Source organism: Priestia sp. YIM B13552 (assembly GCF_042787775.1).
GTDB lineage: Bacteria > Bacillota > Bacilli > Bacillales > Bacillaceae_H > Priestia > Priestia megaterium_E.
Window position 1 is genome coordinate 312,815 of record NZ_JBHZOU010000005.1, and the last position, 21,676, is coordinate 334,490.

25 protein-coding genes and 1 pseudogene are annotated in these 21,676 nt (G+C 40.3%); 10 read left to right on the forward strand and 16 right to left on the reverse strand.

The annotated features are described in order from the left end of the window. Positions 1-12 precede the first annotated feature (12 nt). On the reverse strand, positions 13-237 hold the full coding sequence (locus tag ACFX40_RS20925; RefSeq protein ID WP_028409498.1) for a hypothetical protein: 225 nt from the start codon (positions 235-237) through the stop codon (positions 13-15). A 31-nt stretch (positions 238-268) separates the two neighbouring features. After that, a complete protein-coding gene (locus tag ACFX40_RS20930; RefSeq protein WP_013058194.1) occupies positions 269-1,138 on the reverse strand; it encodes an SDR family oxidoreductase in 870 nt (289 codons plus the stop codon). A gap of 222 nt (positions 1,139-1,360) precedes the next feature. On the opposite strand from ACFX40_RS20930, the gene ACFX40_RS20935 reads away from it, so the two are divergent. From ACFX40_RS20935 to ACFX40_RS20945, 3 genes and pseudogenes are all read left to right on the forward strand, one after another. Further along, complete coding sequence (locus ACFX40_RS20935; RefSeq protein ID WP_028409499.1) at positions 1,361-1,699, forward strand: YflT domain-containing protein; 339 nt, start codon at positions 1,361-1,363, stop codon at positions 1,697-1,699. An 81-nt stretch (positions 1,700-1,780) separates the two neighbouring features. Beyond that, on the forward strand, positions 1,781-1,936 hold the full coding sequence (locus ACFX40_RS20940) for a hypothetical protein (RefSeq protein ID WP_169305194.1): 156 nt from the start codon (positions 1,781-1,783) through the stop codon (positions 1,934-1,936). A 108-nt stretch (positions 1,937-2,044) separates the two neighbouring features. Continuing rightward, positions 2,045-2,398, forward strand: a pseudogene (locus ACFX40_RS20945) (SDR family oxidoreductase); the annotation flags it as partial. 45 nt (positions 2,399-2,443) lie between these two features. Here ACFX40_RS20945 and ACFX40_RS20950 read toward each other — a convergent pair. The 4 genes from ACFX40_RS20950 to ACFX40_RS20965 form a co-directional block, all read right to left on the reverse strand. Further along, entirely contained in the window at positions 2,444-4,099 is a 1,656-nt protein-coding gene (locus ACFX40_RS20950) for a M14 family metallopeptidase (RefSeq protein ID WP_098580005.1), read from the reverse strand. A 389-nt stretch (positions 4,100-4,488) separates the two neighbouring features. After that, on the reverse strand, positions 4,489-5,568 hold the full coding sequence (locus ACFX40_RS20955; protein WP_377256179.1) for a DNA alkylation repair protein: 1,080 nt from the start codon (positions 5,566-5,568) through the stop codon (positions 4,489-4,491). 2 nt (positions 5,569-5,570) lie between these two features. Beyond that, positions 5,571-6,053 (reverse strand): GNAT family N-acetyltransferase, encoded by a 483-nt coding sequence (locus ACFX40_RS20960; protein WP_013084205.1) that lies wholly within the window; start codon positions 6,051-6,053, stop codon positions 5,571-5,573. Positions 6,054-6,132: 79 nt separating this feature from the next. Next, positions 6,133-6,618 carry a DUF2306 domain-containing protein gene (locus ACFX40_RS20965; RefSeq protein ID WP_272801211.1) on the reverse strand — a complete coding sequence of 162 codons (486 nt, stop codon included), beginning with the start codon at positions 6,616-6,618 and terminating at the stop codon, positions 6,133-6,135. Between the two features lie 160 nt (positions 6,619-6,778). Here ACFX40_RS20965 and ACFX40_RS20970 point away from each other — a divergent pair, with 160 nt between their 5' ends. Continuing rightward, entirely contained in the window at positions 6,779-7,885 is a 1,107-nt protein-coding gene (locus ACFX40_RS20970) for a GerAB/ArcD/ProY family transporter (RefSeq protein WP_377256182.1), read from the forward strand. A 97-nt stretch (positions 7,886-7,982) separates the two neighbouring features. Next, a complete protein-coding gene (locus tag ACFX40_RS20975) occupies positions 7,983-8,462 on the forward strand; it encodes a hypothetical protein (protein ID WP_377256185.1) in 480 nt (159 codons plus the stop codon). Between the two features lie 75 nt (positions 8,463-8,537). Here ACFX40_RS20975 and ACFX40_RS20980 read toward each other — a convergent pair whose 3' ends face one another. From ACFX40_RS20980 to ACFX40_RS21005, 6 genes are all read right to left on the reverse strand, one after another. Beyond that, on the reverse strand, positions 8,538-9,863 hold the full coding sequence (locus tag ACFX40_RS20980) for an MFS transporter (protein WP_235593547.1): 1,326 nt from the start codon (positions 9,861-9,863) through the stop codon (positions 8,538-8,540). Next, entirely contained in the window at positions 9,850-11,484 is a 1,635-nt protein-coding gene (locus ACFX40_RS20985) for a PEP-utilizing enzyme (protein WP_060745153.1), read from the reverse strand. The genes ACFX40_RS20980 and ACFX40_RS20985 overlap by 14 nt, the downstream gene beginning before the upstream one ends. A gap of 22 nt (positions 11,485-11,506) precedes the next feature. Then, the gene (locus ACFX40_RS20990) at positions 11,507-12,400 is read right to left on the reverse strand and encodes a PEP/pyruvate-binding domain-containing protein (RefSeq protein ID WP_377256188.1); all 894 of its coding nucleotides are present in this window, start codon (positions 12,398-12,400) and stop codon (positions 11,507-11,509) included. A gap of 232 nt (positions 12,401-12,632) precedes the next feature. Further along, positions 12,633-13,328 carry a FadR/GntR family transcriptional regulator gene (locus tag ACFX40_RS20995; protein ID WP_013058211.1) on the reverse strand — a complete coding sequence of 232 codons (696 nt, stop codon included), beginning with the start codon at positions 13,326-13,328 and terminating at the stop codon, positions 12,633-12,635. Positions 13,329-13,553: 225 nt separating this feature from the next. Then, positions 13,554-14,183: a CPBP family intramembrane glutamic endopeptidase gene (locus ACFX40_RS21000; protein WP_377256191.1), complete on the reverse strand. Its 630-nt coding sequence runs from the start codon at positions 14,181-14,183 to the stop codon at positions 13,554-13,556. Between the two features lie 104 nt (positions 14,184-14,287). After that, complete coding sequence (locus ACFX40_RS21005; protein ID WP_377256194.1) at positions 14,288-15,217, reverse strand: hypothetical protein; 930 nt, start codon at positions 15,215-15,217, stop codon at positions 14,288-14,290. A gap of 116 nt (positions 15,218-15,333) precedes the next feature. Here ACFX40_RS21005 and ACFX40_RS21010 point away from each other — a divergent pair, with 116 nt between their 5' ends. Both ACFX40_RS21010 and ACFX40_RS21015 read left to right on the forward strand, forming a co-directional pair. Then, positions 15,334-15,834 carry a GNAT family N-acetyltransferase gene (locus ACFX40_RS21010; protein WP_028409511.1) on the forward strand — a complete coding sequence of 167 codons (501 nt, stop codon included), beginning with the start codon at positions 15,334-15,336 and terminating at the stop codon, positions 15,832-15,834. A 73-nt stretch (positions 15,835-15,907) separates the two neighbouring features. Beyond that, positions 15,908-16,597, forward strand: coding sequence for a YoaK family protein (locus ACFX40_RS21015; protein ID WP_028409512.1), 690 nt, complete (start codon positions 15,908-15,910; stop codon positions 16,595-16,597). 38 nt (positions 16,598-16,635) lie between these two features. Here ACFX40_RS21015 and ACFX40_RS21020 read toward each other — a convergent pair whose 3' ends face one another. Together ACFX40_RS21020 and ACFX40_RS21025 are read right to left on the reverse strand one after the other, a co-directional pair. Continuing rightward, complete coding sequence (locus ACFX40_RS21020) at positions 16,636-16,845, reverse strand: hypothetical protein (RefSeq protein WP_098524852.1); 210 nt, start codon at positions 16,843-16,845, stop codon at positions 16,636-16,638. 52 nt (positions 16,846-16,897) lie between these two features. Further along, positions 16,898-17,656, reverse strand: a complete 759-nt coding sequence (locus tag ACFX40_RS21025; RefSeq protein WP_013084219.1) for a DeoR/GlpR family DNA-binding transcription regulator — start codon at positions 17,654-17,656, stop codon at positions 16,898-16,900. Between the two features lie 164 nt (positions 17,657-17,820). Here ACFX40_RS21025 and ACFX40_RS21030 point away from each other — a divergent pair, with 164 nt between their 5' ends. Further along, on the forward strand, positions 17,821-18,696 hold the full coding sequence (locus ACFX40_RS21030; RefSeq protein ID WP_028409513.1) for a Cof-type HAD-IIB family hydrolase: 876 nt from the start codon (positions 17,821-17,823) through the stop codon (positions 18,694-18,696). A 29-nt stretch (positions 18,697-18,725) separates the two neighbouring features. On the opposite strand, the gene ACFX40_RS21035 is transcribed toward ACFX40_RS21030, so the two are convergent. Both ACFX40_RS21035 and ACFX40_RS21040 read right to left on the reverse strand, forming a co-directional pair. Then, positions 18,726-18,956, reverse strand: a complete 231-nt coding sequence (locus ACFX40_RS21035) for a YczI family protein (RefSeq protein WP_034650134.1) — start codon at positions 18,954-18,956, stop codon at positions 18,726-18,728. An 11-nt stretch (positions 18,957-18,967) separates the two neighbouring features. Next, positions 18,968-19,933, reverse strand: a complete 966-nt coding sequence (locus ACFX40_RS21040) for a 2-hydroxyacid dehydrogenase (RefSeq protein WP_098247890.1) — start codon at positions 19,931-19,933, stop codon at positions 18,968-18,970. A gap of 126 nt (positions 19,934-20,059) precedes the next feature. Between ACFX40_RS21040 and ACFX40_RS21045 the strand changes: the two genes are divergently transcribed. Then, a complete protein-coding gene (locus tag ACFX40_RS21045) occupies positions 20,060-20,548 on the forward strand; it encodes a DUF2500 domain-containing protein (RefSeq protein WP_098247889.1) in 489 nt (162 codons plus the stop codon). Between the two features lie 428 nt (positions 20,549-20,976). Beyond that, positions 20,977-21,417 carry a DUF5391 family protein gene (locus ACFX40_RS21050; protein WP_377256198.1) on the forward strand — a complete coding sequence of 147 codons (441 nt, stop codon included), beginning with the start codon at positions 20,977-20,979 and terminating at the stop codon, positions 21,415-21,417. Positions 21,418-21,676 lie beyond the last annotated feature (259 nt).

The window sequence follows — 21,676 nt, forward strand, 5'->3', positions numbered from 1 at the left end:
AAAGGCTGTTTTTTATTTTCTATGATGAATGTTTTCAGAACCTGATTCATCTTTCGTTTTCGTTTTATTTTTCTCTTCTTTTTGTTCAAGTCTTATATCTTCCAACGGCATAGGATCGACCGTTTCTTCTTCTTTGAAACGTTCAAATAACGTTTCGTCTTGATCTGTTACACGCTGTTCCGTTTCATCTCTTTTTTTTGGTGTATTTGAAATAGATCTTTTCTGGCGTTCTCCCATCTTTTCTCCTCCTCTACTATAGGTGAAGCAATTATGTGTTCATGAAATCTCCGCCGTTGACATGAAGCGTTTGACCCGTCATATAAGATGAATCATTTGAAGCTAGCAGCACATAGCAGCCTACGTGCTCCACAGGATGCCCAGGTCTGCCCATCGGCGTGTCTGTACCGAATTCTCCTACTTTATCACCTGAGAAAGTAGACGGGATAAGCGGTGTCCAGATCGGGCCCGGCGCTACAGCGTTAACGCGAATGCCATCTTTGACAAGCGCTTGCGCCATACTGCGCGTAAAGCCATTGATTGCACCTTTTGTCGCCGTATAATCAATCAGCTGAGGATTTCCGCGGTAAGGATTAATTGACGTTGTATTAATAATCGCACTGCCTTTTCCTAAATAATCAAGCGCTTTTTTCGTAAAATAAAAGTATGAATAAAAGTTCGTTTTGAACGTTCGTTCAAGCTGTTCACTTGTAATTTCTTTAATGCTTTCTTTTGGATGCTGCTCTCCTGCATTGTTCACAAGGATATCAAGCTTTCCAAGCTCACTTACTGTTTTTTCTACCGCTTCGTTACAGAACGATTCGTCTCCTACGTCTCCTGCAATCAGCAAGCATCTTACACCTTCTTCTTCAATGCGGGCTTTTGTTTCCTCGGCGTCGCTATGTTCGTTTAAGTAAACGATGGCTACGTCCGCTCCTTCTTTCGCATAAGCAATGGATACAGCTCGTCCAATTCCGCTGTCTCCCCCGGTAACTAGCGCTACCTTTCCTTTTAATTTTCCTGTACCAATGTAATTGTCATCCTCATAAATAGGGAGAGGATTCATCTCACTTTCGATACCCGGCTGGCGGTCTTGCGTTTGTTGGGGCTGGCCTTGTGTTTGTTGATCTTGTAAATTCATTTTAATCTCCTCCTATTTTTGATGGAACTTTTTAGTATAGTCTAGGTTTAGCCTTCTGTTTTGAAGTTCAAACATCTTTTTTTAAAAATTTATGATGTTTCTATTCTCTTTTACTATCTGAGAAAATTCATAGAAAACAAGTTTAAAGTTGGAAACAAAGGCTACAGAATGAGTAGAAGATGTATTTCAGAAATATCTTTTATCAGGAGGTTTGGTTCGTGTATGAAACACATTCAAGTAGCAGAAAACCAAGAGGAGGCAGCCTGCGTCATCCGTTCTTTTTTAAAGAAAGGATTTACAAGCAAAGATATTTATCTGCTGGCCTACGATAAAGAATGGGCTCAGAATTTAACGGAGGCAACACATACAAAAAAGTACAGAATGGCAGAGCAAGGTATGTTTGAAACGGCGGTAAATAAACTTCTTTCAAGAGAAGATGAGCTTCTTTCAAAGATGGCTTCGCTCGGCTTATCCAATCAAGAAGCAAACCGGTATAAAGAAGAAATGAAACAAGGACATATCGTGGTTATTGGCACACAGAGTCAATCCATTCCCTACTAAAATAGCGGAAACGTTTTTCATCAGCTTATAAGGGTATTTAGTAAAATAAACCATTGTCTATCAAGAAAGGAAGTTATAACGATGTTAAATTATTTGGGAATTCAGATAGGCTCTCTTTACTTTCCTACTAGTATTTTGCTTATCACGTTTCTTGTATTAATCGGCTTTTTTATTTATTTCCTCTCTAGAAGAAGAAAAAACCGTCATGAATCACGTGAGCAATCACGAGGAAAATAAAAGAGAATGCCAATTTAAAAGCCCTTCACGCAGAAGGGCTCTTTGTACTATAAAACAGGCAGATACTTTTCATAGCGAGGGTTTACATAAAAAGGAGGACGAGGTTCTAAAAGCGGCAGATCCATTATTAATACCGCTTCAATTTTGACGTATAAAGGCTATGAACAGTTAATTGACTATACGGTAACTAAAGGAACCATTGTTGGCTTTACTCGTGCGCTTTCCAATAGCGTGATTAAAGACAGCATTCGCGTAAACGCCGTAGCGCCGGGACGCATTTGGACACCGCTCATTCCAGCAAGCTTTTCAGCTGATCATGTAACGCAAGTGGACAATCCGAGGAAGCGCCAAGGGCAGCCGTTTGAACTTGCTCCAACCTACGTGTACCTCGCAAGCGACGACTCACGGTTTGTGACGGGGCAAACGCTGCATGTAAACGGCGGAGAGTGGGTTTCTTCTTAAAAATCTTAATATAAAAAGCGTGAAGCCAAGCTCCACGCTTTTTCATTATTTACGGGATTCTTTTTGCAAAGGCGATTTTTCAATGGAACGCGTAAACCGGTAAACATCAAGCTCTTGTCCTACCTCTGAAGGCAAATACCCAAACGTGGTGAAGCTGTCCACTGATTCTGGCTCAAGTGATAGAGACAATAAATTGTTTTGCGGCTGAGATGTTAAAAAGACGTAGCTTCCTTTTGGGAACGTCACCGTTTTTGGTTTCACGATTGTTTGCACGTCTACATTTGGTTTGTTTTCGTAGGCTTCATTTTCAATCCGGCTGCTAACGCTATACGCTTCTACTGAAAGAGCCGTTTCTTTCGTTAACTTGAAACCTTTTACTCCTTGTCCCTGCAATTTTGCTGCTAACTCTTCATGTCCTGGCTTTAAAAGATAAGCAGTCGGACGTTCGCGGACAAGCGTCGGCGTTGCTTTCTTTGCACTGTAGTACGTCACAGGAATTTCTTTAACAGACGCGCTTTCCACATCAACCATTTCTAACGTAGAGTTTGGTATTTTTTTATTTTCACTGTTCACAACAATTAGATCATGATCATTTGCATTTTTTCCTTTTTTGACAAGCGCCGCTTTTTCTTTTGCAATCAGCGCTTTAATTTGTTTGGCATGAGCGGCTGTTTGCGTAATCAGCTTTTCTTGCGTAGCAATTTGGGCACTCACTCGCCGCGGAAAATCTTCTCGGCCAATACCGATTCCCCTGCTTTCGACTAAAAATGAAAACGATGGATACAAACCTAATGAGTTTCGACCTATTCGCGGTTCAACTGAGCCTTCTTCTACTTCAAGCTGCCCTTGTTTATTCACTTGAGACGTATAGTATACTTCTCCAGAATATCCTTGCTTTTCAATGGCTGTAAGCGTACTGTTCACAAACAGCTCATCAGACACGTCTCGAATGCGCTGCGGAATATTTAAGTTTCGACCGGACTGCAGTAAAATGTCGTGATACTTCCACACGCCTTCTTTACCGATATTTTTAAATCCGCTGCTGTAAGGCGTATATTCATGAGCGTCAATGACGACTTCCGGTGAAAAACGGTTAAATTCAGCTCTTACGCTCTGTACTTCAGGGCTTTCAAGCTTTATGTAGTCACGGTTTCCATCTAAATTATTTGCTAGCTGACGCTTGAATGCATAAGATCCGTCTGGATTAATGCGCGGCACAATAACGATGTTCACTTTATTTAGCACATCTTTTCCAAAGTCTTCTGTCAAACGCGTCGCAACGGCGAGTACGGATTCACCGCTTGCCGGTTCATTACCATGAATTTGACTTTGAAGCCAAATCGTTGGCTTTTTAGATGTTTTTCCATCCGCAAATTTCTTTTCCTTTGAAAAATACAGAGCTGGAATGTCACGCCCTTGCTGTGACTTTCCGATAATCTTCAGCTTTACGTACGGACTTTTATGAGCAAGCTTTTGGACATAGCTCATCATTTCTTCTTGAGTCGTAAATGCGTCTTGTCCTTTCATAAATGCCGGCGTTGCCTCATTCACCTTTATTTCCGGATAAAGCGCTTTAATTTTTTGCGGCTGGCTATAGTCTTTTCCGTAATAAGGCATCTCAGCTTGTACCGCAAGCGGCGACAGCAATAATCCAATCGACAAAAGAGCCGGCACGGCCGTTCGTTTTACAGTTTTTTTCATTCATTTACTCCTCCCCATCCCCTTGGTTAGACATTTTAAATATTTTAAATATTTAAAATGTTACATAATTAATTATACCGTTTAAGGAAATAACTTCAAGATAAGGGGGCTGAACCTTTTTGACTATTTTAATGTAGGAGACGAGTGCGGTTTTATAACAAAAAGATTAGGACATAGCAAAATGAACTCCATATAAAGACGACCAATCAAGGCAAATGATCTCAACCGCTTTTCCCGCAAGAGTCTTCGCCTTCCCCTTCAAGCAACAGCTAGAAGCAGCTACATACATGAGACCTACGTTCACCACCTTAATAAAAAAACACGAACTATTAATCAATTTCCGATAGATAGTTCGTGTTTAAATTCACCTAAAATAATTTTTTCAGTCTCTACTCTATCACAAAGTCCGCTTCTGCTTTTACCACTCCGTTTACAATAACAGAAAGCGTATGCGTACCGCTGTAATGTTTTCTTGTACTTAAATCTTTAAACGCATGCTTTTTTGTGACTGTTAGCGTTTGGCCTGCTTTTGCTTGAACATTTTTTAGCATAAACACTTTTTGACTGCGGTTTCCTTTTGCTTTTACGTAATGAATTCCATACTCTATGCGAAGGGGCATGTTTTTTTTCACGGATAGTTCAAATGAAAAGTCAATGCTATCACCGATTGTAATAGTATGCGGCTGTAAGCTAAGCTCTGTGACACTCACTCCTGGGTCATCTCCATAGCCAAAAAGAGACAGAGCTTCAGGGTCTCCTTTTTTCAGCAGTGAACGGCACGCATGTTTAACGATCCAGTCGGTTTTAACGTCTTCACCGTGCCATTTTTTCATCACATCAAGCATCCAGTCTTTTTCTATGTAAGAAATATCATTTAAATGATTGGCTACGCTTTTGCGGACATAAAGCGATTCATCTCGTTTTAACTGCTCTAAAATCGGCAGCGTTTGTTTTGGATCTTGCTTTAACTCAGGTACTGATTGTCCCCACGGAAGTCTAGGCCGGCTCCCTTCGCTTGCTAATCTGCGAATATGATGGTTTTCATCTCCCGCCCACTCAATCATTTGCTGGAGCATTCGATTTTTATCTTGAATTAAAAATGGACGCACTGCAAATTCTGATGTGGAAAACGGCGTAAAAAACGCAAGTGCTTTTATTGAAGCTTCCCAATCGTTCAATCCGTACAGTTCAACGTAATCTGGAAAAATCGTGCCTTGAAGTCCTCCTACCGTTGGAGCCACTTTATAGAGGATATGAAGCGCTTCTTTATAATCCCCCGGCAGCACTTCATGCATGGAAAGCGTAATTCTTCTCATGCGCTCTTTCAGTCCTAAGTCTTCCCAGTCTTGTTGAAAAACCAGCTCATGAAATGCTTGTTTATCAAATGAACTCATTTCACGTGAAAAAGCGTCGCTTAAGTGCGTAATCAACTCTTCATTAAATACGCTTTTACGTAACTCTTCAGCCATACTTATCCCTCTTTTCCAGGCAGTATTTTATTTTCTTTTGAATAAATCGCCCGCTCGTACATGCCTTTTTTAAAAATTTGCATAAACAGCTGCTTATTTTTAACTTCTTTAAATCCGTACTGACTGTACAAACCGTGAGCATCTTTTGTTGCCAATAAAATTTTTCGTACGTGTTGAATCGGCTGATAGCGAATCATTTCTTGTACCAGCGCTTTTCCAAGCCCGTTGCCTCGGGCGTGCGGAAGAATAAACACATCCGCCAAATAAGCAAACGTCGCAAAATCTGAAATAATTCGTCCGAATCCTACTTGTTTATCGCACTCATCATACACGCCAAAACAAACGGAATGTTCAATGGACGTTTGAACAAGGTGAAGCGGAATTCCTTTTGCCCAGTATGATTCATGATGAAGGTACGAGTAGATGACATCTATATCAAGCTTTTCTTTATTCGTATGTATGGTAAACTGATGATTTTCTTTCATGCTGCATCCTCCTTGCTCCTCTATCATAGCACAAATGTTCGCAACAGAAAAAAGCCTTTTCGGTAAAAGGCTTTTTTGCTTAGTATGATATTTTTTTAGAAACAGAAGCATTTTTTCTATAGCGTCTTGCGACTATGTAAATAAGCGGACTGCCAATAATCGTCGGCAAAAACCAATAAGAAAGTGCCGGAAGCTTGTTTAACAGCGGAACACTGTCTCCAATATTCACAAGCAGTGCGGTAACAGCTCCGATATAAGACCCCAGCATACCGCGAATATGGTGTTGAAGCCAGCTCTTCCATTTTTGCTTGCGTGCTGCATAGCCGTAAATCGCTAATCCGTATGAAAACACGGCAATATAAAATAAATAAGCAATTTCATTCCATTTCCAAATCGCTAATATGATAGCTGTGGCAGCTAGTGCTGCATAAGCACCGTGATACACTTCTCCCCATATGGTATGCTGTCCTTTTTTCTTAGCCGCTAGCATAGACACCATTCCTGAAAGCAAACAAATCATGCCGAGTCCAATATGGATACTTAGTATAACTTCAAATAAATCCAACGCGCTCTCTCCTTTTATGCACTTTTCTCTTATATCTTCGGCTAGCGCACTTATTTTTTAACAAAATATTCCTATTTCCTTTCCAACTCTTTACTTACATGATGCATATGCTCCACGTTAAAAAGCGCATACTAGCTTTAGAAAAGGAGGCGGATAGGCAGTGGAAAATGCTCGAATTAGCGGATGGCAGCTGTTTGTGTTAATTACGCTCTTTGAGATTGGCAGCGCCTTTTTAATCGGCTTAGCGATGGACGCTAAGCAAGATGCTTGGATTGCCATTTTAGTTGGTATGATCAGCAGCTACGCAATCATTTATATATATTATCGCTTGCACCGCTATTATCCGCATTTAGCGCTGACGGAGTATATTGAAAAAATCATTGGAAAAGTACCGGGACGCATACTTGCTTTTCTTTATGTCTTATATTTTGCTAACGGAGCCGCGCGGGTGCTGCGTGATTTCGGAGCAATGCTTCTCACCTTCGTCTATCCTGATACGCCGCTTTTTATGGTGAACGCGTTGCTTATGCTTGGGATTATTTATACCGTTCGTCAAGGAATTGAAGTGATGGCACGTTCAGCAGAACTGCTCTTTATTTTCATCTATGTTCTCGCCGTTGCCGGCTTTATTCTTATCTTTGTTTCCGGCCTTATTGATTTTACAAACCTGCGGCCGATTCTTGAAAAAGGCATCGCTCCGGTTCTGCGCGTTGCGTACAGCCAAACGCTCTATTTTCCTTTTGGTGAAGTGATTGTATTTGCAATGATCTTTCCATACACAAAAAATGTGAAAAAGACCGCTCTGATTGTCTTCAGCGCAGTTACGTTAAACGGTATTAACCTTATGATTACAATGATCGTGAATATAGGTGTGCTGGGCGTTACCTTAACATCGAGGTCTGCTTTTCCGCTTTTAAGCACGGTTCAAAGCATTCAATTCGCAGGTTTTTTAGAACGGCTTGATGTGTTTTTTATGGTGGCTTTAATCACGGGCGGCTTCTTTAAAATCGGTCTGTTTTTCTATGCCACTGTGCTGGGCCTTTCCCACGTGTTTAAGCTTAAAAACCCGTCACCGCTTGTATTTCCAATCGGCTTAGTCGTTTTGTTTTATTCATTGTCTCTTGCTCAAAACTATTTCGAACACGTATATGAAGGGTTAAAAATCATTCCGTTCACTTTACATCTTCCGTTTCAAATTGTCATTCCTGCTCTTTTACTCGTGATCGCATTTTTAAGAAATCGAAAAAAATACAGTCCGTCACTGTGAAAAATACTGCAGAAAGTTTGTAGTATGTCCATTTCTCTATTGGATTTAATCTCCTAAAATTATACAATATAGGTAAGAAGCAAAAAGGAGAACCAATATGATTGGACTAATTCTTTCTATTTTAATATTTAACATTCTTGCTTTTAAAACAAACAAGCGCTTCACAGCAAATCAAATTGTTCACATTTGGATGTTCACCATTGCTGCTCAGCATATCTTTGACGTCTTCATTAATTTCAAATTTCACGGCTACTGGTATTTTACACAAGAGACAGACTGGCAAGGTATTTTTGCCTATACTGTTCTCATTCCGCCTGTGAACATGCTTTTCCTTACCTACTATCCTTTTAACGGGAAGCTTACAAAAAAAGCCGCCTATATTTTACTTTGGTCGGTTGCTGTTTTACTTTATGAAGTAGTAGCCCTTCTCCCTGCCCCTTGGGGTTATTTTCACTACGGATGGTGGACGTGGTGGTATTCGCTTCTGCTAAATCCGCTGCTGTTTTGGATGGTGGTGCAGTATTACCGGTGGGTGTGTAAAATTGAAAAAAAGAGCGATCACTTAAAAATAGAATAGCCTTTGGATCAGCACATCATCATTTTCAGGACCTGCAATAAAATGAATGTCTGCTTCTCCGCTGGCTATTCTTTTTTATTTAAAAACGTCTTTGGACAAGGAAACTTGCTTTTCTTTTTCTTTTCCAACTAACGACACAAGGAATCCTGCTATTCCAGCTATACATAGAACCACCAATAGACCAGTAGTGCCTACTAACAAGCTCACCGCAGCTGACGCTAACATTCCTCCAATATAACGAAAAGTGGAATAAATGCCCGATGCAGTGCCTGATTGCTCTTTTTTGACGGATTGAATATTCATAGCCTGCATAGATGAAACACCGATTCCCGCTCCCACTCCTCCTACTAATAAAGATACAATGGTATAAGAAATGGAGGCATTCGCTAAGTGGAAATAAAGCATCGCCGCAAGCAGTGAAATAAGAAACGATAATCGTATCGGATGTTCTTTCCCTACCTTTTCTGCTAACAATCCTCCCAGCCAAGAAGAAATAGACATGGCTAATGAAAAAAAGAAAAGAAGCAAACCAATTAACCGAATATCATACTGCTTCTCTAGCAAAAGCGGAACAAACAAAATGGTACTATACATCATAAAATTACTGCATAAAATGGAAAGATTTGAAGAAAAAAAAGGACGAACCTTAAAAAGCTTAAAATCAATCAGCGGCTCTTGGACTTTGCGTTCTTGCACAATGAAAAGAACGATAGACGCTATACATATAAAAATAGTCCAAGCATTAAACAAATCACGGTGCGTCAGCATTAGCGTAAAGCTCGTCATGCTTACTCCAAGTAAAAAAGCGCCCCCTATATCCAGCATTTTTGCTTTTTGTTTTACGTTAGACGGCACGTATATAAATGAACAAATCAACGATAGAACAGCAAAAGGAACGTTAAACCAAAAAATCGACGTCCACCCAAGATACTTAATTAAAAAGGCACCTAATACAGGACCTACAGCTGCTCCCAGCCCCATTGATAAGCCAAATAACCCAAGCGTTCTTCCAAGCTTTTCTTTTGGCAAACTGTGTCTCATAATGGCTGTTGCGTTAGGCGTAGCTAGTGCGCCTCCTAATGCTTGCAGCGTTCGAAAAACGGTGAGCGAAAGTAAGTTATATGAAAACACACAGGCGGCAGATCCCACTAAAAAAATAATCATTCCAGCTACGAACATCGTTTTATTTCCATATAAATCGCCAAGCTTCCCCGCGATGGGCTGAGCAACTGCCATCACAATTAAGTAGATAGTTACCACTACTGATACATGTACGATGGAAAGATGAAGCGCTTTGGCAATAGACGGTAAGCCTACTGCAATCATAGTGGAATTAACGGGAATTAAAAAAGTTCCCGTTAAAATAGAAAAGATAATCAAAGACGGCTTACTGCTGTTCAATCGTCACCACTCCGTTAGTTCCGTCTACGGTAACGACATCTCCGTCTTTTAGTAGATCCACGGCTACTTTTGTGCCAAGAACCGCTGGAAGTTTATATTCACGAGCCACTGTTCCTGCATGAGATAAAATCCCTCCTGCATTGGTTACAATTGCGCCTGCAAGCGAAAATAACGTGGTCCAAGCCGGTGCTGTTGTTTCACACACAAGAACCTCTCCTTGTTTAAGTTTAGAAAATTGACTTGGATCTGAAATGATTTTTACTACTCCCGTATAAACGCCTCTTGAAGCGGCACTTCCTTTAAAGATTTTTTGCGTTTCATCTACTTCTGGAGGCCCCATTTTCCCGAATATACGCTCTAATAAAGGATCTTCTCCTGTTTGAGGAGGCGTGCCATAAGCAGGCGGCGTTTTTTTATGACGATTTTCTTCAAACTCCTGCTTTCTATTAACGATCAGTTCATGAGACGCCACGGGCGTTTTTAATACTTCCAGCAATTCATCGTAATAAAAATGAAAAATATCTTGAGGCTGATGAATCACTTGGTGATCAGCTAAAAGAGTTCCTACATTCAGTAAAAACAGTCTTGCTGTAGCGGGCAGCATCGCATCGATATAAAAATGATGATCTTCATCCAACCCCCACGCGTCTAGGGCCCATCCATAAAACAGCTTAAACTGCTTTTTTTCTTGGCACTCTGGCATTTTTGCAAGTACATCATGATAGCTTTCTTCTCTTTTTTTTACGACATCTTCATAATTTTTCTTGAAGTCGTAATCTTTACGCACATAGCCAGCAATAATCGATAGCGCATGTAAAGGATTCTCTACCCACGTCTCATCAATAAACTCGTGCGAATTTGCAGAACGATAGCCATACTCATCCAAAAAGTTTTGCAGATTCTTTAAAAATTCTCTGCCTTCAGCTGTGCCTAATAGATTTGCTTCTATGTCTTCTGACTTCTGGTCCGTAAAAGCTTGTTTTAACGGGCCAGAACGCTTTACCTTGTCAGTTAGTTCCCAAAGTGCTTGATCCGTTTCAAGTGACTTGTTCATTACGCCTTCCAGCAGATCATATACGTAAGCGGTATTCTCATCTCCCGTCAAGGCTCCATATAGCTCTTCTAAAATCATTCCTAAATCACTTCTTGGCATGACAATTTCAAAGTGAAGCTGCCAAGCTTTTTTATAAAAATCATGCAGTTCTTTTACTTTTTCTTCTGCTTCTTTTAAAGATAAGGGACGTTCTGCATTTCTTTTGACTTCCGTATAAAAAGGTAAAAACACCTCATTAACGTACTCATATAATCTAGGTTTAAGTCGAGGTAACAACGGCTTCACTGCTTCTTGGTGCTCCTTTAAGCGATCGTTTACGTCACCGGGAAACGGGATATTTTGCTGATACATTTTTCCATCAGCTAATTTCACTACAAATTGAGCAATAGGCAATTTTAACGTTTCAAAACCTTGCTTCGTCCCATAAGTCATTGCCGGAAGCTGAAAGGAAGCGTATAAAGGACTTAGTGCATGTGCGATATGTAGGTTGTCTTGCACCCAAAATCCTGTTTGTTTTTCTTCCTCACTTAAAAATAGGTCGTTTTGAAATGCAGATAATACGTTCATTTGATTTCCCCTTTCCTTTTCATTATGTAGTAACAGGTCTCACTTGAAGCAAATAAATATGTTCATTTTTTATGGCAAATTCAATGTCTACAGCGTACTGACAATACTGCTCTACTTGATTCGTTAAACGAAGCAGCTGTAGTGCTGTTTCATCTGATATAGAAAATTCTTTTTTTTCTTTATCCGTTGTCACAGCTTTTGTTATTCCTGTAAAATCTGACACTACCTTATACTCTTTTAATCCTAGTTCTTTCATTATATTTTTTGTCTGTTTATGAATAATAAATAAATCCGGGGTCACACCACCTGACACAATTCCCTCTCCTAAGCCGTACGCCACGTTAATGACTACTTCATCTTCACTTTCTGTAATAGGATTTACGCTAAAAATCACTCCGGATACATCGGCTTCAACCATTCCTTGTACAAGGACACCCATCTGGGGATTAGAAAGCGAAATTTCTTTATCTTCGGCGTACGCTTGAACAACGGATGAAAAATAAGAAGCCCAGCATTTTTTTATACTTGTCAAAAGTTCTTCTCTGTTTCTTACGTTTAATATCGTTTCATACTGTCCGGCAAAAGACGCATTCTCCAAATCTTCAAGTGCGGAAGAAGATCTTACGGCTACGGCTTTTACACCAGCACCTTGAATATTGGCATACGAAGAAACAGTTTCTTTTTGCAGAACTAAAGGAAACGTGCCGCTTTGAATCTTACTTTCTATGACGCTGCTATCTTCTGCTTTTATTTCTATTTGGTTAAACGTTAAAAAGGAATGTAATGCGTGAGATGTTAAAACAAATCCTGTAGGGATATGAGAAACGTGCTGAATCATTTTTGAGAGATTGTAAGCTTTTGAACCTACTGCTTGAAGTTCCGCATAACATGCTTTTTCTAAAGAGACGATGTGCAATCACTTCACCTCCTTTCATTTATGTCAAAAGACAATCAAATAAAATAGCAAAACCCATTTAAAGCCATAATGTAGTTTTATGAAACTACGTCAATTTTACCAAAAATTAACATAATTTTAAAGATCTTTACAAAAAAATCACAAACCATATTCACTAGAATATGATTTGTGATTTTTTTTATAACTAACACATATAAAAAAACGATAACCTCAAGGGCTATCGTTTTTTTTATTATTGAGATACCATTACTTTTTGGCGAACGTGCTCTAAGTGATCACGAACCGCTTCTGCTGCTTCTTCTGGCTCTCCATTTTTAATTGCTTCAAAAATACGCTCATGGTCGGCATCCGTTTGCTTACGATTTTCTTTTTGGCTTTTATTTAACGAATAAGCAAGCGCTTTTCGATACAAATGACCTAAATCTTCTACAGCATGAAGAAGGAATGAGTTATGAGCTGCTTTCACGATATCATGGTGAAAGCGATAGTCCGCTTCATGTCCAATTTCTTCACTGTTGTGAACCGTCTTTTTAAATGCTTCTAACGATTCTTTAATTTCAATCAGTTCTTCATCCGTACGGCGCAGCGCGGCTAAGCTTGCTGCCTGCGACTCGATGATAATACGCATTTCAATTAGTTCAAGAACCTGATCTGCTTCAACCATTTCAAACGTCATTGGATCAAGCATACCCACTAAGTTTACACGTTTTACGTAGCTTCCTCCGCCTTGTCGTGATTCAATTAATCCGCTGGCAGAAAGAACGCTTAGCGCTTCACGAATTGGTGCGCGGCTCACTCCAAACATTTTGGATAACTCATGTTCCGACGGCAAACGAGACTCTGGCGGGAACGTTTTCTCTTTAATCATCTTTTTTAATTGATCAAGCACTTGACTAGATACTTTTTTACGCTCAATAGGTACAAACATACTTCTATTCCTCCTCCAAGTAATTATCTCTCTCTTTTTTTTTAGTTTTCATCGGACCCAGATTAACTATGTGTATTCCGATTTATGTAAACGCTTCAATCTTTGTATTACAAGTATACATTATTTCAATTCAAATGTGTTGATAAAATTTTACTATTATTGTTATTATACCATGAAAACAAGTTATAAATGAATAACGATTCATGGTTTTTTGACATAATACCACTATCTTACATATAATCCGTATACAATCATAATCGCCGCGTCCGCTAACGCATGACTAATAATTGCCGCTTCGGCACCATATCGCTCCCTTATACACGCCCACGTTATACCTGCTAAAAAAACGCCTGCAGCCGAGATCCAATTAAAAGGAAACGCAAAAACGGGCAGAATAATAAACAGGTGATAAAGCGTATAAAAGCTTGATGTAACAATGGTTGAAGCGGATAAGGACAGATGCTTCTTCACTTTATTCTGTATATATACTCGCCAATACATTTCTTCTAAATAAGGGTTAATAAAAATCAAAATGACGGCTAAAATGATCACTTTCCATCCGCTAAATCCCCATATTTGCAAAACCGCTTGCATATCTTCTACATGAAAGATTTTACCAGAAAAAAACAGGCTGCTTCCAATTATCACAGCGGCACCTAGAACTCCACTCAGAGTTCCCACATACAGAGATTTTTTTGTAAGCGCTACCTTAAAGTTAATTTTATTATTCGCATATAAAATCATAAACATCCAGCCGTAAAAGCAAACAAATGTTACCAACACATTTTGGATAAGCCACAAACCGAAAAAAACAAAGATTGTAGGCATAAACAGCAAAAACAAAAATTTTATCACGTTTATGGCGCACCTTCTTTAAGAGCCGCTTTTCTTTTACCTAGTAAACCTTTCGTATTCAAAAGGTTTACTATCTTTTATCTTATAAAAGTCCGGGGGTATTTTCAATTATTTTTTAATTCCTGCTCCAGCTCACGAAGACTTTCAGCAAGCTTTTTCTTTTCTTCTTCAAAGTGGGCATCGTTTTTAAAGGCAGGAGCTGAAGGTTCTAGCTCTTCATTTTCTCTTAGCCAATCCGGCGTCAATTCCTTGCGAATGACGCGCTTTTTAGTAGCGTAGGAAAGCGGCTTTGCAGTCTGTTGACTCGCTAGCGTACGCTGTAACGTTACATAATGCTTATGAAAAAGATGTTGTTTGATATAGGCAAATGCCCGAATGGTATCGCCGCTGTATTTAGGCTTGTAGAGATCAAATGCTTCATGCAGTCCAGAGAGCGCCTCTTTTATAGGTATTTCGCTTTTGGCGACTTCGTACATATGCTTCAAGTCACTAGCTGAAGGATACACTCCTCGGTTTCTTCTAGCAATAAAAGCGGCTTCTAACGTTTGTACGTAAGCGTCATACGCGTCTTCTTCTCTTTTTATTTGATTTGTATTTTCTGCTGTAGTCTCTGTTAATGACGCCGTCACAGTGAGTGAATCCTCTGCTTCAATTTGACTCTCCCCTTCTGTCAAATTGACATCTTCGAGCTCTTCAAATTCATCGCTTGGCATAAGCTCTTCTAGTTTCTTATAATCAATCCGGTACCAGACCGTGTTGTTAAATTTAGAGCGGTTGTACTTTCCTTTTACAATCAGGCCTTCTTTTTCAAGCTTTGAAATGATGCGTTGAATCGTTGAAAGCGACCAAAATGGAAACTGCTGCAGCCACTGCTGATTGGTGTTGTATACCCATGTATATCCGTCCTGCACGTTTACGCTTTTTTCAAGCCAGTAGTGAAGCTGCTGAAGAAACAGCGCTCCGTTCACTCCTACTTTAACTGCCAGCGCCGGCAGTACAATTAACGGCTGATCTTTTAATAATAATTTACTCATTACGTCATCTCCTTTGTTATGTAAAATAGCTACTATATATATACAAAGAAAACGAAAAAACGGGGATGGCGGCTTTAAAATCATGTTAAAATATAGAAAAAAAAAGAGGTGAGCATATGATACGTCAAGGCAGAATTGGCGATGAAGCAGGCATCGCGAATGTACACGTAGAAAGCTGGAAATCAACTTATAAAGGACTTGTTCCGGATTCTTTTTTAGATTCTTTGAGCGCCGAAAAGCGAAAGCCCGTGTGGAAAAAGCAGCTGGAATCAAATTCTATTTTTGTTGCAGAAGAAAACGGTCAAATCGTAGGCTTTGCTTCTTATGGCAAAGAAAGAACCAGCAAGCATCCTTTCTATAAAGGAGAACTGTATGCCATGTATTTACTCGCAGAGCATCAGCGAAAAGGAATCGGAAAAGCGCTTATGCATAAAATAGCGCAAGAGTTGGCAAACCAACATATACATACGATGCTCACATGGGCTTTTGAACAAAACGGTGCCTGTCAGTTTTACGAAGCGCTTGGTGGAAAAAGAATCGATCGTGCTGAGGTTGTTATTGAGGGGACATCTCTATCTGAAGTGGCTTTTGGATGGGACACGCTTAAAAATTTGTAAGACAACTCTCTGGACAGATTTTTTTCTTCACGGTAAACTGTTTAGTTGGTATAAAAAGAAAGGATGACTTACCGTGACGAATTCTACTTATCGAAACATTATTTTGCTGGTTCTTTGTGTCACAGCGGGTATCGTCGATGTGATTGGCTACTTAAGCCTTGGCCATATCTTTACCGCAAACATGACCGGAAACATCGTGTTGCTCGGGTTAGCAATCGGAAACTCGCTTGAAACAACTGTTTTTCACTCTCTGACAGCTTTAGGAGGCTTCATTATAGGAGTTGTAGGAGCTGCAATTTTAGTTGGAAATAAAGAAAAAACGTTTTGGCCTAAAGCCGTAACGATCGCACTTGGAATAGAAGGATTACTTTTGCTTGTTTTTGCACTTTTATCTTCGTTTTCTCCTTCTTTACACTTAACTTACTTGTTTATTTTCTTATTAAGCTCAGCGATGGGACTTCAAACAACGGCTGCTCGAAAGCTTGGCGTAGCCGGCATTTCCACAACTGTATTGACAGGGACGCTTGCTAACTTTTTTGAAGACGTAACGGCACGTTTTCGCAGTTCTCGCTACCGCAAAACGTTTAACACCGATGCTATTCTTCGCGCGCTGTCTCTTGTGCTTTACTGCTTTGGCGCTGTTATCGCCGCGCTTGCAGAGCCTGCTTATAAATTTGAAATTATTTGGCTGCCAATTGTGATTTTGTTAGCCATTATCATTTTTGTCAGCACGAAGTTTCGTTCTGATTCAGAAAAAAAATAATAATGATAAAGACCCGTTTCGATAAAGAAACGGGTCTTTTATTTCCCTGCCAGTGCCGCTAAAACGCCAAAAATGATTGCTGCTACAGGCCCTACAATGAATAGTCCAATTAAAATTGATCGCATGGCTTCCCATAATGACCGCAAAGGACCTTGCTTAGACTCTGCTTTTTCCACTCTTTCCTCTAGGTGTTCGACTCTTTGCTGAAGCTTCGCTAATTCCTGCGTAACATCTATTTGTTCGCTCATCGCTCAAGCTCCTTTTTACTCTACATTACCATATACTTCCTTACTAAAACTACTATTTATTTGTGATTACTTCAATGCCGATTTCGCGGTAAGCATTTAACACGGTTTCGTTCACATGTTCTTCTGTAATGAGCCAATCTAATGAGTTTGCTGAACTGAAGGTATACGTTGACGATGTATTGAGTTTTTTAGCTGTTACAATAGCCGCTACTTCACTCGCACTTTTAATCATTTGGCTTTTAATGTGCATTTCTTCAAGCAAAGGAATGCTCATGCCGATTTTAGGATCGATTGCGTATACGCCTAAAAAACAAAGATCCGCTCGAATTTGTTTAAGCGTATCAACCACGCTTTGTCCTACCGTGACCATCGACTCTTTTCGAAACGTTCCTCCAAGAGAAACAACTTCTACAAAGTCATGTTCCGCTAGTGCAACGGTAATTAACGGACTGTTTGTAATGACGGTAACCTTCAAATTCTTTGGAAAAGCTTTGACAAGCTGAATATTTGTTGTACTTCCGTCCATCAAGAGCACCTGCCCGTCTTTAATTAACGGAAGCGCCGCTACGGCAAGTGAATGCTTAACATCCATCAATTCACGTTTTCGCTCTTTGTAATCAACCGCAGACGTGGAACGCGGAAGCGCTCCTCCGTGTACGCGCTGCAGCAGACCAAGCGCGTCCATTTCCCGCAGATCTCTTCGGATTGTATCTTCTGAAACATTCAGCGTTTGGCTAAGCGTGGTAGCCACAATTCGCCCTTCTTTTTCAAGCAAATTCATAATTTGTTTGCGTCTTTCTTGTTTTAACATTGCTTGTTCACCTGTTTTCTTTCTGCTTTTTACTTTATTATACTTGTTTCTTTTGTAAAAACAATGTAAAAACGCTTGATTATCAGTGTTTTTTCGTTTATTGTATGATAAACAAGATAAAACACGCAAAAACAAGTAATAATAGCCAAAGGGAGAGATAGTTTATGAAGATGATTTTTACAGACTTAGATGGAACTCTTTTAAATAGCAGCAGTGAAATTAGCACAATTAATGCAGAAGCAATTAAAAAAGCGCAAAAACACGGAGTTGAAGTCGTGGTTGCTACGGGGCGCGCTTATTTCGACGTGCAGGAAATTTTAAAAAAAGCTGAGCTTTCAAACCTTTGGGTGATTGCCGCAAACGGAGCGACTATTCATGATCCGAACGGACAGCTCAGACATTCTGTTCCGATTGATGCACATCACGTAAAAGAAGCGCTTCAGTGGCTGGATGCAAACGAATTTTACTATGAAGTGTTTGCTGAACATGCGATTTATACGCCAAACTCAGGCCGTGAGCTGCTGGCTATTGAAATTGACCGAGTAAAAAGCGCCAATAAAAACGTGGATGAAGAAAGACTTCATCACGCAGCGGCTAAGCAATACAGCCAAACGGGGTTTGCCTTTGTTGCATCGTATGAAGATATTTTAAATACAAACGCTGAGCTTTATAACGTACTAGCTTTTTCATTTGATGATGAAAAACGAAAAAAAGGCTGGGATCACTTTAGCAAGCAGCATGATATGACGCTTGTCTCTTCGGCTGATCATAACTTCGAACTTGAACACAAAGACGCGTCAAAAGGAAACGCATTAACATACGTGGTAAAAGAGCTTGGCGGCTCTCTTCCTGATACTATTGCTATTGGAGACAGCTTTAACGACGTATCCATGCTGCAAACGGCTGGAAAAGGAATCGCTATGGCAAATGCGCACGCGGAAATTAAAGCACTAGCTGATGACGTTACATTAACAAACGATGAAAACGGAGTAGCTTCCGTTATTGAAAAAGTGTTAGAAGCACAGCTGGAAGCACATTAAAAAAAACGCTTGGCATTTGCCAAGCGTTTTTAAATGGTCATGCGATAAATACCAACAAACCAGCTAAACAGCGCAACTAGAAACAACAGCCATGCGCTGGTTTTCTTTCTTTTTTGCCACTCGATTGCTCCTAAAACTAGCATGGTAAACCCGAGCAGTATATTTAAAAATGAAAGGAACTGGTAGCTGTGAGTGAGCATAATATAAAGAGCCAGTCCAACAGTAATAATTGAAAGAATAAGCTGTAATGCTTTTAACAAAAAATCTCTCCTTACTTGTAATTCACGTCTTCATTCACACACGTCACTAAAGGCTTTTTTTCAAGACCTAAAAGCAGGTTCTGGACGGCTAAATCTGCCATGCGATTGCGCGTTTCGTACGTAGCACTTCCGATATGCGGCGTCACCAGTACGTTTGAAAGCTGCAGCAGTTTATGATCTGCGGGAAGCGGCTCTGGGTCTGTTACGTCCAGTGCGGCATACGCAATTTCTTCATTTTTCAGCGCTTCGTACAGTGCTTCAGTATCCACTAATCCTCCGCGCGCTGCGTTCACAAAATACGCGCTGTTTTTCATGGCTTTAAATTCAGCTTCTCCGAACATGCCTTTGCTTTCATTTGAAAGCGGCACTAAGCATACGATACAGTCAGCTGTTTGAAGCAGCTCTTCAAATGAAAGGTATACGGCATCAAGTTCTTTTTCGGCTTCATGCTTGCGGCTTCGGTTGTGGTAAACGATGTTCATACCCGATGCCTTTGCTCGTCTGGCAACGGCGCTTCCGATATCGCCCATTCCAACAATACCAAGCGTTTTTCCAAATAAATCAACGCCAAATACCGTTTCCCAGTTTCCTTGTTTCACTTTTTCATAGCCTTCATGAATGCGGCGAGCTGCTGACAGCAAGAGACCAAACGTTAAGTCTGCCGTTGCTTCTACTAGCACGCCTGGCGTATTGCTAAACGGCACCCCTTTTTTGGTGCATGCTTCGACATCTACACTGTCATACCCGACGCCCGATTGAGAAATAACGCGCAGATTCGGCGCTGCTTCTAACAGCTCTTCGTCCACTGTGATGTGGCCGATATTAAAAAAGCCGTCGGCATCACGAAGCCAGTCGCGCAGCGTTTCTTGTGGAATCTTTCCTTCTCCTTCCCACATTTGAATATCGCAGTACTCCGCTAGCTTCTCATAAGCGTTTGGCCACGTTTTTCCAGACATAACAACTTTGTATTTCCCCATGTGTATCTCTCCTTTTCCTTGTTCACTCATATGTATGAATAGTAACTAGCTATCCTATCATAAGCCTACTATAAAGATGAAACTTTTTCCATTCAGTAAGCGTATTTATAGTAAGGGGGAATACGAATGTTTGAAGATGAAATGATATTTGAAGATGATCCGTCCGGAGATGACATTGTTTTTGAAGGTGATGTGCCCGATGACGTAAGCGGAGGCGCTTTTTTTCCAGACGACGCGTTATTTAACGGAATGCCTGCGTTTGTGATGCTATTTTTTGTTATTGTTATTGGTATTTTTCTATTTTCTATTTTTAAAGGGATCGGCACATGGAGTAAAAATGAGCAGTCTCCCCGTCTTTCCGTAAAAGCAAAAATTACGGGCAAACGTACAAACGTTCATCGCCATGGGGGTCACGCTCACGAACATCATCACTCTCACACGTCTACAACTTACTACGTAACCTTTCAGTTTGAAAGCACCGACCGCTCTGAATTTACTGTTTCAGGCCGCGAATACGGCATGCTAGCAGAAGGCGATGAAGGAATGCTGACGTTTCAAGGAACTCGTTTTTTGGATTTTCAAAGACATCCAAGTGAAGAACATACAGATGCCTAGGTTATGACCTCTTGCTTTTAGAGGTCTTTTTTACTGAAATGAGGCATTTATACAGCAAACGACCTATTTGTGCCCTTTTTACATTCTACAAGAACGTTATTCAATACAAAAACATACCGTGTAACACATTCATTTAAACAGGCAGGTGATTTTATGTATTCTCCTTATTCAGGCAGCGGCCTCTACTACGGACATTACGGCGAAGCCCCTCATTCGCATCCTATTCAAACAATACTGGCGCAATACTGGCATGAAACCCACTATCCAGGTCCACACAAAAAATATGTACACGTGTATTATCTTAACCCGGCTTCTCTTCATTATTATCAAACCTACTAAACTATTTTTGTAAAAAATTGGTGATTTATAAACTTTTTTATTGTAAAATTAATCCATATACTTGTTTTTTGGAAAGGAGGTTAAAAACAGTGCGTAATTCTACAGCAAAAAATAGTGTGATAGTCACCACTTTGCTTTCCGCCCTATTTTTCTGCTTCATTTTGGTTCTTGGTTCGCTTTCTCCTCTAGCAGATTCAGGTCCCAACGTTAATACGTTCGGCTCAACTGGGCTGTGGTTATCTCTTGGCATGGTTCTATTTTTATACCTATTGCCCTTAGCTTTTTATATGTTGGGAATGCATTTCTTAAAATTTGTGATGGCCGCTTTTTGCAGCATTGGCCTTTTAATCGCTGCTAGTACTCTATTACTGATGCCGGCTCTGTTTTTATTCGGATTAGAAGATTTTTCAGGAAGCTTATCTTCAATTATAGGAATAATGATTTCTTGTTTAGGCTTGCTGATCACGAATATTGTGTGGTTTGTTGCTGTGTTTAAAAGACCGTCAGCCACCGTGCAGGAAAGCGTTTAAGATGATGAAGAAGTTGAGGCATCTAAGTCCATTTTGCCTAAATACGAACAAATTGGAGAGATGAGCTGAACCGCTTGTTACACCGCTTTTGATTCCGTGCAAGACTTCGCTTTCCGCGGGCGGCAGGTGAGCCTCCTCGTAGCTTCCGCTTCTGCGGGGTTTCACCAGCTCCGCTTTCCCCTCAGGAGTCTTCGTCTTGCCCTCCAATCCTCAGCTAGAAGCAGCCATATACATAAAACCTTCCAATAAAAAATTCCAA